This window comes from Skermanella aerolata KACC 11604 (genome assembly GCF_000936425.1).
Classification (GTDB): domain Bacteria; phylum Pseudomonadota; class Alphaproteobacteria; order Azospirillales; family Azospirillaceae; genus Skermanella; species Skermanella aerolata.
Genome location: NZ_AVFK01000033.1, coordinates 39,761 through 56,893, shown reverse-complemented (window position 1 = coordinate 56,893; position 17,133 = coordinate 39,761). Strand labels below are relative to the sequence as shown.

Sequence of the window (17,133 nt, the reverse complement as noted above, 5' to 3'; positions counted from 1 at the left end):
CGGCATGACTGTGATCCGGACCGCGCGCCTGACCCTTCGGCCGTTCGTCGAGGGCGACATCGATGCGATGGTCGCCCTTTTGAACGACTGGGAGGTTTCCCAGTGGCTGGCGGTCCCGCCTTATCCCTACCGCCGCGCCGATGCGCGCTTCTACGTCGATCATGTCAGGACCAACCATGAGGCCGGGGCCGCCACCGAGTTCGCCATCGCCGTGACGGACGGTGACGCGGTGGCCGGCTCCATCGGGTTGAAGCGGACATGCGGCGATGCCGAGAGCGCCGCGCTGGGATATTGGCTGGGGCAGCCGCATTGGGGGCATGGTTACGCATCCGAAGCGGTCAAGGCGATCGTGGCCTATGGCTTCGGCGAGCTGGGACTGCGACGGATCGAGGCCGAGACCGATCCGGAAAACGAACGGTCGGCGCATGTGCTGACGAAAATGGGTTTCCGTCCGGCGGGGCAGCTTTCCGCCGGGGAGGCGCGGTCCTGTAGCCTGCCGACCCGGCGCGGCTCTCTCGTGGTGAATGTTCATGAACTGCTTCGATCCGAATTCAACCCCTGAACCCGGCAAGCCGGTCCTGCTGGTGGTCGCTGTGGCGCTGGTCGACGTCGACGGCCGGGTGCTGCTGGCGCAGCGGCCGGAAGGCAAGTCGCTGGCCGGCTTGTGGGAGTTCCCCGGCGGCAAGGTCCACGAGGGCGAGAGCCCGGAATACGCGTTGGTGCGCGAGCTTCGGGAGGAGTTGGGGATCGAGACGGCGGGCAGCTGTCTGGCGCCCTTCACCTTCGCGTCGCACAGCTACGAGAGCTTCCACCTGCTGATGCCGCTATACGTCTGCCGCGTTTGGGAAGGTACCCCCAGACCGCTGGAGGGCCAGAAGCTGGCATGGGCGCGGCCCAACGACATGGGGCAGTATCCGATGCCGCCGGCGGACAAGCCGCTGGTCGCGATGCTGCGCGACCTGCTGTAATCGCCGGCTGCCGCCGCTGGCCGTCGTCGCTTGTCGTGACCGGCGGCGATTTATCGGCTAAGTTCCCGTTCCCATCGTCCACAGTCTGTTCAGTAGCATCATGACCGCCAAAGTCGGCAACCCTCTCTTCCGCGACATGCCAACGACCGTCTTCGAGGTCATGTCGCAACTGGCCCTGAAGCATAAGTCGATCAATCTGGGGCAGGGGTTTCCCGACGACCGGGGACCGCCCGATGTGCTTCAGGCTGCGGCGGACGCTCTGCTCAATGGCTACAACCAGTATCCATCGATGATGGGAACGCCCGAACTGCGTCAGGCGGTGGCGAACCATGCCAAGCGGTTCTACGGGCTGGACGTCGATTGGGCGCGCGAGGTGCTGGTGACGTCGGGTGCTACCGAGGCGCTGGGCGCTTGCCTGTTCGGCCTGATCGAGCCGGGCGACGAGGTCGTGCTGTTCGAGCCGATGTATGACAGCTACCTGCCGATCATCAAACAGGCGGGCGGCATCCCGAAGCTGGTGACGCTGAAGGCGCCGGACTGGAGCTTCACGAGGGAAGACCTGGAGCGGGTGTTCAGCCCGCGCACCAAGGCGCTGGTCATCAACGACCCGCTGAACCCGGTCGGCAAGGTCTACCGGCGCGACGAGCTTGAGCTGATCGGCGAGTTCCTTCAGCGCTTCGACGCCTATGCCATCTGCGACGAGGTCTACGAGCATCTGGTGTTCGACGGGGCGGCGCATATCCCGCTGATGACCCTGCCGGGCCTGCGGAACCGTTGCCTGAAGGTCGGGTCCGCAGGCAAGACCTTCTCCCTGACCGGCTGGAAGGTCGGTTACGTCACGGGCGCTCCCGAACTGCTGCAACCGGTCGCCAAGGCGCACCAGTTCATGACCTTCACGACGGCGCCCAACCTACAGGCAGGAGTCGCCTATGGGCTGGGGAAGGACCGCGCGTATTTCGACAACCTGGCGTCATCGATGCAGGCGAAGCGGGACCGGCTGGCGGCGGGCCTGCACGACGTGGGCCTGTCGGTGCTTCACAGCGGCGGCAGCTACTTCCTGCTGGCGGACATCTCGTCGGTCGGATTCGACGGCGACGACGTGTCTTTCTGCCTGCACCTGACGGAGGCGGCGGGGGTCACGGCTATCCCCGTCAGCGCCTTCTTTGCGGAAACACCCGTGCGCAATTACATCCGCTTCTGCTTCTGCAAGCAGGACAGCCTGCTCGATGAGGCTATTGGCCGGCTGAAGCGCTATTTCTGAGGCAAATGTATCGGAATTGCGCCATAATTTGGCGGGACCATCCGGCGGGACGCATGATCGTGCGCTCCCCGCCGGTGTTTTTTTGTCGGCATCAGGGTTTTTTGTTTCATGCGCATGCTGCGTCCGCTCGGGCTCGCCTTCCTCGTCGCTCTGGGTCTTTCGACCGCTTCCAAGGCTCAGACGCCGGAGCCGCCCCAGGCGCCGGAGCAGGAACCGGCACAGTTCGCGGTCACCGGGGTCGACGTGCAGGCGGAGCGGGACACGCCGCAGGCCTGCTTCACCTTCAACCGCGCGTTGGAGAAGTCCCGCCTGAACGACTACGCGGCGCAGGTAGAGATCGACCCGCCCATCCCGGTATCGGTGATGGCCCGGAACGACAGCCTGTGCCTGGACGGCCTCAGCCACGGCGCAAAATACGCGGTCACCTTGAAGCAGGGGCTTCCCGGCGCGCAGGATGTCAGCCTCGCGGAGCCGGCGCGCTATGAGATCGAGGTGCCGGACCGGAAGCCTGCCCTGGCGTTCCGGGGAGCCGGCTACATCCTGCCCCATGTCGGGAGCGAGGGGCTGCCGCTGCGGACGGTCAACGTCAAGCGCGCCCGGCTTCAGGTGCTGCGGATCAACGACCGGTCGCTGGTCGAGCAGGTCTATTACGGACGGATCTCCCACGCCCTGACCGACCTGGACATCGGCGGCATCGTCGAGCGCAGCGGCGAGCAGGTCTGGCAGGGCGAGATGGCGATCGGCGAGCAGCGCAATCAGGTCGTCGTGACGCCGTTCCCGGTCGATGCCGCCATCGGCGCGCTCAAGCCCGGCGTCTATATCGCGGTGGCCGGCAACGCCGACCGCGAGGGCGAGAACTGGGAAGCCAAGGCGACGCAGTGGTTCGTCATCACCGACCTGGGGCTGACGACCTTCGCGGGGCAGGACGGCCTGCTGGTGTTTGCCCGCAGCCTGACCACGGCCGAGCCGATGGCGAACGTCGAACTGCGCCTGCTGGCGCGCAGCAACGCCGAACTCGGCAAGGTCGTTACGGGACCGGATGGAATCGCCCGTTTCCCGGCGGAGACGATGCGCGGGACCGGCGGCAACGCGCCGCAGGCAGTCTTCGCCTATGGAGCGTCGGGCGACATGGGCTTCCTGGACGTCGCGGCGCGGTCGGAGTCGGCGGAGGGAGCGCCGACGGCGCCGATGGAGGCCAACGGGCCGCTCGACGCCTATCTTTACACCGACCGCAGCCTGTACCAGCCGGGCGAAACGGTGTTCCTGAGCGCGCTGCTGCGGAACGCCGACGCCGTGGCGGTCCAGGGCCGTCCGCTGACTTTGAAGATCCAGCGGCCCGACGGGTTCGAGGTGGACCGCCGTCAGGTCGCCGACGCAGGCGTGGGCAGCTATTCCTTCGGACTGGATATCCCGCGCCCGGCATCGACCGGCCAGTGGTCGGTCACGGCCCATCTGGAGCCGGACGGCGAGCCGATCGGCCGCGCCGACTTCGTGGTCGAGGACTTCGTGCCGCCGAGGCTGAACGTCGGCCTGTCGTCCGACCGCGAAACGCTGGAGCCGGGCAGCGTGGCGGCGCTGAAGGTCGATGGTCGCTACCGGCAGGCGGGAGCGGCCGCCAAGCTGCCGGGCGAGGTGACGATGCTGCTGCGTCCTGCCGCCAATCCCTATCCGAAATACCAGGGATACCGTTTCGGTCTGGTCCAGGAAACCCTGCCGCCGGTCAAGGCAGACGCGCCGGGCTTCATCACCGGTCCGGACGGTTCCGCCAAGGTCGAGCTGCGGCTGCCCGAACTGCCGGACACGACGCAGCAGCTCGAAGCGGTGATCCAGGGCAAGCTGTACGACATCGGCGGACGTCCCTCGGTCAGGGAGATCACGCTGCCGGTCCGCCACCAGCCGTTCGCCATCGGGATCAAGCCGCGCTTCCAGGGCGATGCCGTACCGGAAGGGGCTACGGCGGCGTTCGACGTGATGGCGCTGGACCCGGCCGGCAACCCGGTGGACAAGCCGGCCCTGTCGTACGAGCTGTTCGAGGAAGACAACGACTACGCCTGGTTCGAGGCCGGCGGACACTGGGACTATCGCATCCAGGTGAAGGACAAGCGCCTGACCGGCGGCACGATCGCCGTTTCGGGCGAGCCGCGCGCCGACGCCAAGGCGGCGATCGAGCAGCCGGTCGGCTCCGGCCGCTATCGACTGGAAGTTTTCGACCCCGGAACGGGTGTCGCGACCAGCGTGCGGTTCGCCGCCGGCTGGTGGGTGAACGCCGCGGCCGGCGACCGGCCCGACCGGGTCGAGGTGGCCGTCATGATGCCTAAATATTCCGGAGGCGAAACGGCGCGTGTCTTCGTCCGTCCGCCCTATCAGGCGCAGGTGCTTGTGACAGTCGCAGACCGCAGGGTCCACCAGACGATGATCCAGCAGATCGGGCCGGAGGGCGCGTTCCTGGAGGTGCCGGTCGATCCGCTGTGGACGGCGGGCGTCCACGTCATCGCGACGGCCTTCGCCCCGGCCGATCCGACCCACAAGGTCGCGTCGCGCCGGGCGGTCGGCACGGGCTGGCTGGCGGTCGATGCGGCGCCGCGGCGCCTCAGCGTTGCGATGACGGTTCCCCAGGACATCGTGCCGCGCCGTCAGGTCATGGTGCCGGTCAAGGTGACCGGGGCTGAGGAGGGCGCGCAGGTCCGGCTGACCGTTGCGGCGGTGGACGACGCGATGCTCCAGCTGACCGAGTTCGCGGCACCCGATCCGGTGGCGCATTATCTGGGACGCCGCCCGCTGGAGGTCGACCTGCGCGACGTGCGCGGCCGGCTGATCGAACAGGATCAGGCCGTGCCGCTGCCCCGCGTCAAGCCGGTCGTGGCCGCCGCGGTCCGGCGGCGCGCCGCCGATCCCCAGCCGCGCCGGCGCGAGATGACGGCGCTCTATTCCGGCGTGGTGACGCTGAGGCCGGACGGCACGACGGAGGTCCCGCTCGACATCCCCGACTTCGACGGCCGGCTGCGCCTGATGGCGGTGGCCTGGACCCCGGCCAAGGTCGGCAACGCCGTGGTGGTCGCCACCGTGCGCGATCCCGTCCTGGCCGACCTGTCGATGCCGCGCTTCCTGGCGCCGGGAGATACGGCGCAGGCTACCCTGACGCTCAACGACCGGGGCCAGAAGCCCGGCGACTATGCGGTCGTCGTCAGCGCCGGCGGCACCATTGCGCTCCAGGGCGACGGGCGGGTCGCCGTACCGCCGCTGAAGCCCGGCAAGCCGGTCAGCGTGCCCTTCACGATCGCCGGCAACGGCGTCGGCGCCGGCTCGGTCAAGGTCGACATCACGGGACCCGACGGTTTCAGCCTGACCCGCGAATGGCCCATCGGCGTCCGCCGGGTGCAGCCGGCCACGACCCGGCGTCAGGTCGAGCTGATAGAACCGGGGGCCAAGGTGGAGGTAGCACCCAATACGGTGCCGGAACTGACGGCGCTTCGGCCTGAGACGATCAGCGTAATGCTGTCGTTAGGCACTCTGCCGGACCTCGACCTTGCCGGGATGCTGCTGGCGCTGGAAAGGTATCCCTATGGCAGCGCCGAGCAGATGACCAGCCGTTCCATGCCGCTGCTCCAGCTTGCCCCGGTGGCGGCCGAACTAGGCGTCGCCTCGGAAGAGATGGTCCGCAACCGCGTCCAGCGCTCGATCGACCGGCTGATGACGGTCCAGCGGACCGACGGCGCTTTCGCCCTTTGGTCGGCGCAGGGATCGGCGGAGATGTGGCTGACCGCCTATGTCGTCGATTTCCTCGGGCGGGCGAAGGAGGCGGGCTACCGCGTGCCCGAGCTGCCGCTGAAGAAGGGGATCGAGTGGCTGAACGCGGTGCTCGACAACGCGTGGTTCGACGAGTCCGAACTGGCGGCGCGGGCTTATGCGATCTACACGCTGGCCGGCGCCAAGGCGATCGACGTGGCGGAAGCGCGGTATTTCCAGGAGACCTGGTGGGCGGCCCTGCCGACGCGGATGGCCCGCGCCCAGATCGCCAGCGCCCTGGCACGGCTGGGCGACGGCGGACGGGCGGCCGAGGCGTTCAACCAGCTCGAGCGGCCCCGCGAGGAACCGGCCGGAATGCGGGATTTCGGTTCCGACCTTCGGGACCAGGCCGCCGTCATCACCCTGCTGGCGGAGAACAACAACGGCAACCGGGAACGTCTGGTCACCCAGACCCAGCAGCTCGCCACCATGCTGGCCGATGCCGAGGCGACCAGCACGCAGGAGCAGGCCTGGGTGCTGATGGCTTCGGCGGCGCTGGCGGGCAAGTCGGCCGAGATGAAGCTGACCGTGGACGGTGCGCCGATTGCGTCGAGCAAGCCGGTCTACCGCCGGCTCGATCCCGGCGGCGCTCCGGTCAAGCTGGAGAACACCGGGCCGGCGCCGGTCTGGCGGGCGGTCATCCTGGCCGGCGTGCCGGTCGATCCGCCGCCGGCGGCGTCCGAGGGCTTCTGGATCGAGCGCAAGATCCTGGACATGGACGGCAAGCCGGTCGATCCCGTCGGCATTGTGCGCGACCGCATGCTGGTCGTGATCCTGGAAGGCGAAAGCCTGCTGAAGGAAGACCATCAGGTGCTGGTGGTCGACATGCTGCCCGCCGGGCTAGAGATCGAGAACGTCCGTCTGGCCGATAGCGGCCAGCTTGGCGACCTGTCCTGGCTGGGCAGCCTGAGCGCGGTCAACCACGTCGATTACCGCGACGACCGCTTCGTCGCGGCGCTGGACCTGAAGCCGAACCAGCCGTCTTTCCGGCTGGTCTATCTGGTGCGGACGGTGACACCGGGGGACTACGCCATGCCGGGCGCCTTTGTGGAGGATATGTACAGCCCCAACCTGTTCGCACGGGGAGAGGCCCGGCGGCTGACCGTCGGGGCGGAGTGATCGGGCGGCATTGCGGAGGAGCCGTCCAATCCTCGGCGGAAAATCAGGAACCTGTCCGGCGCGCGGATGTTGGGTGCGGCATCACTCCCCAATCCGGAAGGAGATGCCATGGCCGTCAGCATGGACGAGTGCATCCGTAACTGCACCGAGTGTCACACCATCTGCATGAAGACCGTCACCCATTGCCTGGGCGTCGGTGGCAAGCATGCCGATCAGGGACATATCCGCATGCTGCTGGACTGCGCGCAGATTTGTGCTACCAGCGCCGATTTCATGACACGAGGCAGCCCGCTTCATCGGCTGACATGCGGAGCCTGCGCGGAGATCTGCCAGCAATGCGCGAACGATTGCGAGCGAATGGCTGGAGGCGACCAGCAGATGCTTCAATGCGTCGAGATGTGCCGGCGCTGCTCCGCGTCCTGCCGGGACATGGCTGCATAACCTGGATCAGACCCTTTCTCGGCCACTCGAACGGCGGCGCGAGGCGACGAACAGCATCGTCGCCAGCGCCGCTATGCCTGTTCCGATCCCGATCGACAACACTACGGCAATCCCGATGGTCGCCGTGCCGACGAGAACGAGCAATAGGAGCCATACTCCCAACGCCACGATAGCGCGGTCCGACATCTAACACCCCTGTACCTGTCTCCCCTTTTACGGGAACTATAGGCCGGTAAGGGGAAGGGATATGCGCGGCAAGCTGTCGCTGGGTATGCTATGGTTTCTTTTTTATAAAATTCAAATAAAAACTCTTCGGTTGAAACATACTTGGCTAGCCCCATATAGCCCGCGACTTTTCGAACAAAATCAACAGTCAGCGGCGCCGGAGGGGCATCATGAAACTCGCGGATGAAGTCCGCCGATGCTGAGCGCTATTCTCGGCATCTTTGTATGGTCGCTACTGGCACCAATTGTCGCACGAAGATTGCCACGGATTGCCGGCTGGGTGCTGGCGGTTGTCCCGGCGGCGGCGACTGTCTGGTTCGTCGGCTTCGTCCCCGAGATCGCGGCGGGCGGGACCGTGCGCGAAGTCGTCGCCTGGATACCCGGTCTGGGTGTCAACCTGTCGTTCTACCTGGACGGACTGAGCCTCACCTTCGCGCTGCTGATCTGCGGCATCGGCACGCTGATCGTGGTCTATTGCGGCGGATACCTGCACGGCGACCCGATGCTGCCGCGCTTCTTCCTGTTCATCCTGGCCTTCATGGCGTCGATGCTGGGCGTCGTGCTGGCGGACAATATCGTCTCCCTGATCGTCTTCTGGGAGTTGACCAGCGTCACGTCCTTCCTGCTGATCGGCTATCTGCACGACAGCCCGCAGTCGCGCCGCTCCGCCTTGCAGGCTCTGCTGGTGACCTCGATGGGCGGCTTGGTGATGATGGCGGGGCTGATCCTACTCGGCCTCACCGGCGGTTCGTTCGAGCTGACGGAACTGGTCGGTCAGGGCGATATGCTGCGGGAGCACCCGTATTACCTGGCGATCCTGATCCTGATCCTGGCCGGGACCTTCACCAAGTCCGCGCAGTTCCCTTTCCATTTCTGGCTGCCCAATGCGATGGACGCGCCGACGCCGGTCAGCGCCTACCTGCACTCCGCCACCATGGTCAAGGCCGGCGTCTACCTGATGGCGCGGCTGGCGCCGACGCTGGGCGGGACGGAGGTCTGGACCGTGACGCTGGTGTCGTTCGGGGCGGTCACTGCTCTGCTGGGAGCCATCCTGGCGGTCCGCCAGACCGACCTGAAGCGCATCCTGGCCTATACCACGATCACGGCCCTGGGCCAGTTGACGATGCTGATTGGCATCGGCAACACCTATGCGGTCGAAACCTTCACCGTCTATCTGCTGGCCCATGCCTGCTACAAGGGCGCGCTGTTCATGGGCGTCGGAGCCGTCGATCACGAGGCCGGCACGCGGGAGGTGACGCAGCTCGGCGGATTGCTGGCGCTGATGCCGGTCACGGCTGCGGCGATCGGTCTGGCGGCGCTGTCGAACGCCGGCCTGCCCCCGTTCCTGGGGTTCATCGGCAAGGAGTTCATGTATTCCAGCACCGTCGGCCTGGGTGAGGGGGAGATGGCGCTGCTCGGCTGGCTGGCGACCGCCGCCATGGTAGCATCCAATGCCCTGATGATCGTGACGGCGGGGCTGGTGTTCGTTAAGCCGTTCCTGGGACGGCGGACCGAAGCTGCCGGCCATGCCCACGAGGCGCCGGTCAGCCTGTGGCTGGGTCCCGTCGTGCTGGCGGGTATCGGCCTTGGGCTGGGCGTCTTTAACGGTGCGCTGGAGCGCTGGTTCGTGGCGCCCGTCGCCGCCTCCCTGACGGGCGCTCCCATGGATGTCCATGTCTATCTCTGGGGCGGCTTCACGATGCCGTTGGCGCTGAGCGCCGTCACGGTAGCGCTGGGCGCCGCGATGTATCTGGGATGGCCGCGGGTCAAGGCGGCGCTGGACGGCATCGCCAGCGCGCTGGGCTACGATTCGGACCGCGGCTGGGACCGGATCCTGAAGGGACTGGTCAGGGTGGCGCTGCTCCAGACGCGGGTGATCCAGTCGGGCTACCTGCGCCACTACATCATGTTCACGATCGGCTTCACGACCCTTGCGGTGGGTGGAACGATGGTGGTCAAGGGAGCGCTTGTCGCCCCATCCCTGACGGCGGCGGCGGGAGCGCCGTATTCGGCCTGGGCGCTGTCGCTGATCGTTCTGGCGTCTACGGTGGCTGCCGTCATGGCGGAATCCCGGCTGGTCGCCATCCTGTCGCTGGGCGTGGTCGGCGTGGTGATCGCGCTGATCTTCCTGCTGTACGGAGCGCCGGACGTGGCGATCACCCAATTCATGGTGGAAACCCTGGTGGTCATCATCGTGGCCCTCGTGCTGGCCCGCCTGCCGCGCCTGACCGCCTTCGCGCGGCCCGACCGGCGGAGCGCCGTGCGAGACGGCGTCATCGCGGTCGCCTTCGGCGCCGTCGTGACGGCGGTGATGCTGGCCGTGATCGACCTGCCGATCCCGCTGGACCTGAGCGAGTACTTCGCGGAGCGGAGCTACACGGAAGGTTTCGGCCGGAACGTGGTCAACGTAATCCTGGTCGATTTCCGGGCGATGGATACGCTGGGCGAAATCCTGGTCGTGGCGACCGCCGGGCTGGGGGCGTTCGCGCTGTTGAAGGCCCGACCCCGCAGGGAACCGCCCGTAGGCGACACGAAGACCGTAGGCGATAGCAAGCCCGAGACGGGAGACCGGTCATGATGGACAGCCTTATCCTGAGGACGGCGACCCGGCTTCTGCTGAGCCTGATGCTGCTGTTCTCCTTCTTCATCCTGCTGCGCGGCCATAACGAGCCGGGCGGCGGCTTCATCGGCGGACTGATCGCCGCCAGCGCCTTCGCGCTCCATTCCATCGCCTTCGGTCCCAGGGCGTTGCGCACCGTGCTGGTGTTCGATCCCCGATCGATCGCCGGCGTCGGCATGCTGTGCGCCATCGCCGCCGGGCTGTTTTCCGCCGTCATGGGAGATGCCTTCCTGACGGCCGGTTGGCTGCATTGGGGAGAAGGCGACGCGGTGTTCCATGTCGGGACTCCCCTCTTGTTCGACGTCGGCGTGTTCCTGGTCGTGATCGGCGCGGTGCTGACCATCGTGCTGGCGCTGGAAGAGGAGGACGTCTAGTGGAAACCCTCGTCGCCTTCACGGTCGGCGTCATGGCCGCCGGCAGCGTCTATCTGCTGCTCAGCCATAACCTCGTGCGCGTGCTGTTCGGCCTGATCCTGCTGAGCAATGCCGCCAACTTCGTGATCTTCGCGGCAGGCGGCATGACCGAGGGGTTGCCTCCGCTGATCGGGCTGGGAGAGAAGGCGCTGACCGGTGTCTATTCCAACCCGCTGCCCCAGGCCCTGATCCTGACCGCCATCGTCATCAGCTTCGGCTTGCTGGCCTTCGCGCTGGTGCTGGTCTATCGCGGTTATCAGGAGCTGGGCACGGTGGACAGCGATCGCATGCGTCTGGCCGAGCCGCCGCATCCCGACCAGGACATTCCCGAGCCGGAGGAGCCCGGCCGCCTGCATGTGCGCGACGCGTCCAGGCGGGTCGAGAATCTCGGGAGCCCGCAATCTTGAACGAGCCCCTAATCTTGAACGAGTCTATGGTGAGCGGGGCTATGTTGAGCTGGTATCTGGTGGCCCCCATCGCTGTTCCGATGACGACGGCGGTACTGTGCATCCTGCTGGCCACCCGGCGAGACCTTCAGCGGATCGTCAGCGCCGCCGGCGCGGGTGCACATTTGGTCGCGGCGCTGCTGCTGATGGCGCAGGTCTGGCAGGGCGGCATCCTGGCGGGGCAGATGGGCCAGTGGCCCGCCCCCTTCGGCATCACGCTGGTGGCCGACCATCTGAGCGCCGTCATGGTGCTGATCACCGGGATCATGGGCTTGGGCGTCGGGCTCTACAGCCTGCGCGACGTCGACGAGAACCGGGAGCGCAGCGGCTTCCATCCGCTCTACCACGTGCTGCTGACGGGGGTCACCGGGTCCTTCATCACCGGCGACCTGTTCAACCTGTATGTCTGGTTCGAGGTGATGCTGATCGCCTCCTTCGCGCTGCTGGCCCTGGGGTCGGAGAAGGTCCAGCTCGACGGGGCGATCAAGTACGCGGCGATCAACCTTGTCTCCACCGTGATGTTCCTGATCGCCGTCGCCGTTCTCTACGGGATGACCGGCACCCTGAACATGGCGGATCTGGCAGTGAGGGTACCCCAGGTCGAGCAGCGCGGCATGATGACGACCGTGGCCGTGATGTTCATGATCGCGTTCGGCATCAAGTCGGCCGTGTTCCCGCTGTTCTTCTGGCTGCCGGCCTCGTACCACACGCCGGCAGTGGCGGTTTCCGCCATCTTCGCAGGCCTGCTGACCAAGGTCGGCGTCTATGCGCTGGTGCGCACCTTCACGCTGATCTTCACGGACGATGTCGGCTACACTCACGACGCCCTGCTGGTGGTGGCTGGGCTGACGATGCTGACAGGGGTCCTGGGTGCGGCGGCGCAGAACGAGATCAGGCGCATCCTGTCGTTCCACATCATCAGCCAGATCGGCTACATGATCATGGGACTGGCGCTCTATACGCCGCTCGGCCTGATCGGGGCGGTGTTCTATCTGGTCCACCACATCATCGTGAAGACCAACCTGTTCCTGGTGGCCGGCGTCGCCAAGCGTCTGACCGGATCGATGGACCTGAAGAAGATCGGCGGGCTCTACAAGTCCTCGCCGCTGCTGGCTGTGCTGTTCCTGATCCCGGCGCTCAGCCTTGCCGGCATCCCGCCGCTGTCGGGCTTCTGGGCGAAGTTCGTCCTGATCCGCGCCAGCCTCGAGATCGAGTCCTGGGTCATCGCCGCCGTCGCGATCCTGGTCGGATTGCTGACGATGTTCTCCATGACCAAGATCTGGGTCGAGGCGTTCTGGAAGCCCCATCCCGACGGCGACGACAGGAGCCTGAGCATCGGCGACCTGACGGTGAGCGAGCGGGTGCTGCTGATCGGTCCGATCGTCGTGTTCGCGGCCTTGACCGTCGCGATCGGTCTATGGACGCAGCCGTTCCTCGATCTGGCGACGCGTGCTTCGGCTGAGTTGCTGAACCCGGCCGGTTACATCGATGCTGTCCTGGGAGCGCGGCCATGACGCTGTTCATGCTCAATATGGCGCTTGCCATCGTCTGGCAGGTGGTGACGGGCTCGTTCAGCCTTGGCGGGCTCGCGGTCGGCTTCGCCGTGGGATATGCCACGCTGTGGATCGCGCGGCCGATGTTCGGCGACAGCCCCTATTACGGCAGGCTGTGGCGGATCATCGGCTTCTTCTTCTACTTCCTGAAGGAACTGGTCGTGTCGAGCCTCCGGGTCGCCTATGACGTGGTGACGCCGCCGATCTATGCCCGGCCGGGCGTCATCGAGGTGCCGATCGAGGCGAAGACCGACCTGGAGATCACGCTGCTCGCCAACCTGATCACCCTGACGCCGGGCACCCTGACGCTCGATGTGGCGCCGGACCGCAAGTCGCTTTATGTCCACGCCATGTTCGTGGACGATCCGGAGCAAATCCGGGCGGAAATCAAGAACGGCATGGAACGCCGGCTGCTGGAGGTGATGCGATGAGAAATGACCTTTCGCCTTTCCTCAACTGGTCGATCGAGATCACCTTCATCCTTCTGCTGGTGTCGATCGTCATCGCCTTCGTCCGGCTGGTGCGGGGGCCGTCGCTGCCCGACCGGATCGTGGCGCTGGACCTGCTGACCTTGCTGGCGGTGGGCATGATCGCCCTGTTCGCGATCCGGGAGGACCAGCCGGTCTTCCTGGATGCCGCCATCGCACTGGCCCTGGTGGCCTTCCTTGGAACCGTCGCCTATGCGCGCTTCCTGGAACGGCGCGGGCGCCATCTGCACAAGATGGAGGATCCCAGTCCATGATCGGGACCATCCTGGAAATCCTGGCGGGCGTGTTGCTGGTGGGGGGAGGAGTCTTCTCGCTGATCAGCGCGCTGGGCGTCCTGCGGCTGCCGGACGTCCTGATCCGCATGCACGCATCGAGCAAGGCCGGGACGGTCGGGGCCGGCATGATCCTGCTGGCCGTGGCTGTTCTGTACGGCGGCGGCGAGATCGTGGCGCGGGCCATCGCCGCGATCTTCTTCCTGCTGCTGACGGTCCCGGTGGCGTCGCACATGATCGGCCGCGCCGCCTATGTGACGGGTGTCAAGCTGTGGTCGGGAACGGTGATCGACGAGCTGCGCGAGCGGTACGAGGTGCCGAAGCGTAAGGAGGACGAGGCACGGGAGCGGTGAGTTATGCCAAAGGCGGAAGGTGTTCGACCGGTCAGGGGCGTTAGATGTCGGGCTGAAGAGGCCCGACCTACGTTAGCGTGCTCCGGACCGAGTGGGACGGCGCCCGAGAAAATGAAAACGCGGCGGACCGGGGTCCGCCGCGTTTACTTTATCCGGTTTCGAGGCCGGATCGGGAACTAGAAGCGATAGCCGACGCCGACGCCGAAGATCCAGGGGTTGATGTCCACGTCGGCCTTCAGGGCGGTGCCGCCCAGGTTGGCCTTGACGTCGGTGTTCAGCCACAGCTTCTTGACGTCCAGGTTGAGCGACCAGGCGCCGGCGATGGCATAGTCGATACCGGCCTGGAGGGCGTAGCCGATGTTGTCGTCGTAGCTGATCGAGCGCAGGGCGCCCTTCTTCTCGTTGTAGAAGATGGTGTAGTTCAGGCCGGCGCCGACATAGGGGCTGAAGCGCGCGGTCGGGGCGAAGTGGTACTGAACCGTCAGGGTCGGCGGCAGCAGCCATACGCTGCCCATGTCGAGGCCGTTGGAGGCGTCGACTTCATGCTTGGTGGTGGCGGCGATCAGCTCGAGCGCGATGTTCGGCGTCAGGAAGTAGGAAACGTCGACTTCCGGAACGTAGGCGTTGCCGAGACGGGCGTTCAGGGTGGTGTCGACGCCGCTGGCGGTCTTGATGTCGCCACGCTCGGTCGGGACGACGCCGATGCCGCGCAGGCGGATGTTGATGTCACCGGCGGCCTTCGGCTTGAAGGCGATTTCCTCGGCGCTGGCCGGAGCCGGAGTGCCCGCGGCATACAGGGCTGCGGTCAGGGCGGAAACGGCACAGGCGACACGCCAGGAACGAGACATTTGCGACACTCCATTGCTCTTTGAATTTTTTCGAAACAGGCTTGTTTCTCTCAGGAGCAGGTGTTTATCACATACGTCATAGGCCTTCCAGGGTTTGGTATTAATACGATTGGATTACCATCAGCCGCAAGAACGTTTATGTTGCAGCAGGTTGAGCATCATTAATCAGCAACCGACAGGTCTGATACGATGAAAGAGGCATTAGACGGGCATAATGATGGAATTTTGTGCAGCAATAATTGCTAGCGGATAATAATAAATTGGGAAGTCCTGGCAGCTTGAGGACTTTGTTGTTTGTGTGGGTATGTAATCTCCAATAAAAATTACTGTACTGTACCGGCTGCATGTAGATGCAGGCCTTATCGAAACCTATTTGGCTTGAATGCGTTTATGGCTCAGACAGGCGCTGAGACAGGCGGCTGCGCATCCATGTCGTCCATCGCGGACAACACTTCCTCGGACCCGTTGCGATTGCGCCACAGTACGGCGCGCCCCCCGAGGGGATGGCAGTACTATTTGGCAACACCATCAGGCCCCATCATCAGGCCAAGGAGATCGGAAAACCCATGTGTGGCATCTGCGGTGAAATCAGGCTCGATCGAAATCCCGCCAGCAGCCGGGCCGTCGGAGCCATGGCCGAGGTTCTGGCTCCCCGCGGTCCGGACAGCGCCGGCGTCTTCGCCCAGAGCCGCGTGGCGTTCGGACATCGCCGCCTGAAGATCATCGATCTGTCCGATGCCGCCCAGCAGCCCATGGTCGATCCGGATCTCGGCCTAACCATCGTCTTCAACGGCTGCATCTACAACTACCCGGAACTGCGCGCCGAGCTTGAAGGGCAGGGCTACCGGTTCTTCTCCCACGGCGATACCGAGGTGATGCTGAAGGCCTATCACGCCTGGGGGCCGCGGTTCGTCGAGAGGCTCTACGGCATGTTCGCCTTCGCGATCTGGGAGCGCGACAGCGGCAAGGTCGTCCTGGGCCGCGACCGCCTGGGCATCAAGCCGCTCTATCTGGCGGAAACGCCGGGCATGATCCGGTTTGCGTCCACCCTGCCGGCCCTGCTGGCGGGCGGTGGGATCGATACCGATATCGACCCGGAAGCGTTGCACCACTACATGAGCTTCCACGCCGTCGTCCCGGCGCCGATGACGATCCTGAAGGGCGTCCGCAAGCTGCCGCCGGCCACGTTGCTGACCATCGAAGCCGACGGAACGAAGCGCGAGGAGGTCTACTGGACCGTCAATTTCGGGCCGCAGCAGGGTGACGAGCGACTGTCCGAATCGGACTGGCAGGACCTGGTGCTGCAAACGCTCCGCAAGGCGGTGGAGCGGCGGCTGGTGTCGGATGTGCCGGTCGGCGTGCTGCTTTCGGGCGGCCTCGACAGCTCGATCATCGTGGCCTTGCTGGCGGAAGCCGGGCAGCACGGGCTCAAGACGTTCTCGATCGGGTTCGAGACGGTCGGCAACGAGGTCGGCGACGAGTTCCAGTATTCCGACATCATCGCCAAGCGGTTCGAGACCGACCACCATAAGTTGTTCGTCGACAGCACCCGGACGCTGCCGGAGCTTGAGAACTGCGTGCGGGCGATGGCGGAGCCGATGGTCAGCCACGACGCGATCGGCTTCTACCTGCTGTCGCAGGAAGTGGCGAAGCACGTCAAGGTCGTCCAGAGCGGGCAGGGCGCCGACGAGATCTTCGGCGGCTATCACTGGTATCCGCCGATGATGGAGAGCCGCGACCCGGTTTCCGACTATGCCCGTGTCTTCTTCGACCGCGATCAGGCGGAGATGGCGCAGGTGCTCGACCCGCGCATGGTCGGCGAGGACTACAGCCGAAAGTTCGTCGAGCGCCACTTCGCCCAACCCGGCGCCGACCGGCCGATCGACAAGGCGCTGCGGCTGGACACCAACGTCATGCTGGTGGACGACCCGGTCAAACGGGTGGACAACATGACGATGGCCTGGGGCCTTGAAGGCCGCGTGCCGTTCCTGGACCACGATCTGGTGGAACTGGCGGCGCGTGTCCCGCCGGAGCTGAAGATCGCGGACGGCGGCAAATACGTGCTGAAGGAAGCCGGCCGCCGCGTCGTGCCGTCGGAGGTGATCGACCGGCCCAAGGGCTATTTCCCGATGCCGGCGCTGAAATACCTCAAGGGACCCTATCTGGACCTTGTCCGTGACGTGTTGAATCAGCCAAAGGCGCGCGAGCGCGGGCTTTTCCAGCGGCCTTACGTCGACAAGCTGCTGGCCGAGCCGGAAACCCACATCACTCCCCTGCGCGGCTCCAAGCTGTGGCAGGTGGCACTTTTGGAATACTGGCTCCAGACACACGGCATCTGAA

General features: G+C 65.7%; 15 protein-coding genes. 13 read left to right on the top strand and 2 right to left on the bottom strand.

Going from position 1 to position 17,133, the window contains the following annotated elements:
• Positions 1–4 precede the first annotated feature (4 nt).
• The 5 genes from N826_RS43450 (at position 5) to N826_RS28975 (ending at position 7,575) form a co-directional block, all read left to right on the top strand.
• Positions 5–562: a GNAT family N-acetyltransferase gene (locus N826_RS43450; protein WP_052832236.1), complete on the top strand. Its 558-nt coding sequence runs from the start codon at positions 5–7 to the stop codon at positions 560–562.
• Positions 531–968 (top strand): (deoxy)nucleoside triphosphate pyrophosphohydrolase, encoded by a 438-nt coding sequence (locus N826_RS43445; protein ID WP_044434642.1) that lies wholly within the window; start codon positions 531–533, stop codon positions 966–968. The genes N826_RS43450 and N826_RS43445 overlap by 32 nt, the downstream gene beginning before the upstream one ends.
• A gap of 100 nt (positions 969–1,068) precedes the next feature.
• On the top strand, positions 1,069–2,229 hold the full coding sequence (locus tag N826_RS28985; protein ID WP_044434640.1) for an aminotransferase: 1,161 nt from the start codon (positions 1,069–1,071) through the stop codon (positions 2,227–2,229).
• A gap of 108 nt (positions 2,230–2,337) precedes the next feature.
• Complete coding sequence (locus N826_RS28980; RefSeq protein ID WP_147041001.1) at positions 2,338–7,134, top strand: alpha-2-macroglobulin family protein; 4,797 nt, start codon at positions 2,338–2,340, stop codon at positions 7,132–7,134.
• Positions 7,135–7,242: 108 nt separating this feature from the next.
• Positions 7,243–7,575 carry a four-helix bundle copper-binding protein gene (locus N826_RS28975; protein ID WP_044434638.1) on the top strand — a complete coding sequence of 111 codons (333 nt, stop codon included), beginning with the start codon at positions 7,243–7,245 and terminating at the stop codon, positions 7,573–7,575.
• 6 nt (positions 7,576–7,581) lie between these two features.
• On the opposite strand, the gene N826_RS28970 is transcribed toward N826_RS28975, so the two are convergent.
• On the bottom strand, positions 7,582–7,761 hold the full coding sequence (locus tag N826_RS28970; protein ID WP_044434636.1) for a hypothetical protein: 180 nt from the start codon (positions 7,759–7,761) through the stop codon (positions 7,582–7,584).
• A 235-nt stretch (positions 7,762–7,996) separates the two neighbouring features.
• Here N826_RS28970 and N826_RS28965 point away from each other — a divergent pair, with 235 nt between their 5' ends.
• From N826_RS28965 to mnhG, 7 genes are read left to right on the top strand one after another with little or no spacing between them, the layout of a single operon-like run.
• A complete protein-coding gene (locus N826_RS28965) occupies positions 7,997–10,378 on the top strand; it encodes a putative monovalent cation/H+ antiporter subunit A (protein WP_044434634.1) in 2,382 nt (793 codons plus the stop codon).
• Positions 10,375–10,794: a Na+/H+ antiporter subunit B gene (locus N826_RS28960; protein WP_244619693.1), complete on the top strand. Its 420-nt coding sequence runs from the start codon at positions 10,375–10,377 to the stop codon at positions 10,792–10,794. The genes N826_RS28965 and N826_RS28960 overlap by 4 nt, the downstream gene beginning before the upstream one ends.
• Entirely contained in the window at positions 10,794–11,240 is a 447-nt protein-coding gene (locus N826_RS28955; RefSeq protein WP_063772337.1) for a Na+/H+ antiporter subunit C, read from the top strand. Before N826_RS28960 ends, N826_RS28955 begins: the two co-directional genes overlap by 1 nt.
• 41 nt (positions 11,241–11,281) lie before the next feature.
• A complete protein-coding gene (locus N826_RS28950) occupies positions 11,282–12,793 on the top strand; it encodes a Na+/H+ antiporter subunit D (RefSeq protein ID WP_147041003.1) in 1,512 nt (503 codons plus the stop codon).
• On the top strand, positions 12,790–13,263 hold the full coding sequence (locus N826_RS28945) for a Na+/H+ antiporter subunit E (protein WP_044434632.1): 474 nt from the start codon (positions 12,790–12,792) through the stop codon (positions 13,261–13,263). Before N826_RS28950 ends, N826_RS28945 begins: the two co-directional genes overlap by 4 nt.
• The gene (locus tag N826_RS28940) at positions 13,260–13,574 is read left to right on the top strand and encodes an MrpF/PhaF family protein (RefSeq protein WP_044434630.1); all 315 of its coding nucleotides are present in this window, start codon (positions 13,260–13,262) and stop codon (positions 13,572–13,574) included. Before N826_RS28945 ends, N826_RS28940 begins: the two co-directional genes overlap by 4 nt.
• Positions 13,571–13,945, top strand: a complete 375-nt coding sequence (gene mnhG, locus N826_RS28935; RefSeq protein WP_044434628.1) for a monovalent cation/H(+) antiporter subunit G — start codon at positions 13,571–13,573, stop codon at positions 13,943–13,945. The genes N826_RS28940 and mnhG overlap by 4 nt, the downstream gene beginning before the upstream one ends.
• Before the next feature lie 176 nt (positions 13,946–14,121).
• Here mnhG and N826_RS28930 read toward each other — a convergent pair whose 3' ends face one another.
• Positions 14,122–14,793, bottom strand: coding sequence for an OmpW/AlkL family protein (locus N826_RS28930; protein ID WP_044434626.1), 672 nt, complete (start codon positions 14,791–14,793; stop codon positions 14,122–14,124).
• 566 nt (positions 14,794–15,359) lie between these two features.
• Here N826_RS28930 and N826_RS28925 point away from each other — a divergent pair.
• The gene (locus tag N826_RS28925; protein ID WP_044434625.1) at positions 15,360–17,132 is read left to right on the top strand and encodes an N-acetylglutaminylglutamine amidotransferase; all 1,773 of its coding nucleotides are present in this window, start codon (positions 15,360–15,362) and stop codon (positions 17,130–17,132) included.
• Position 17,133: the final 1 nt, after the last annotated feature.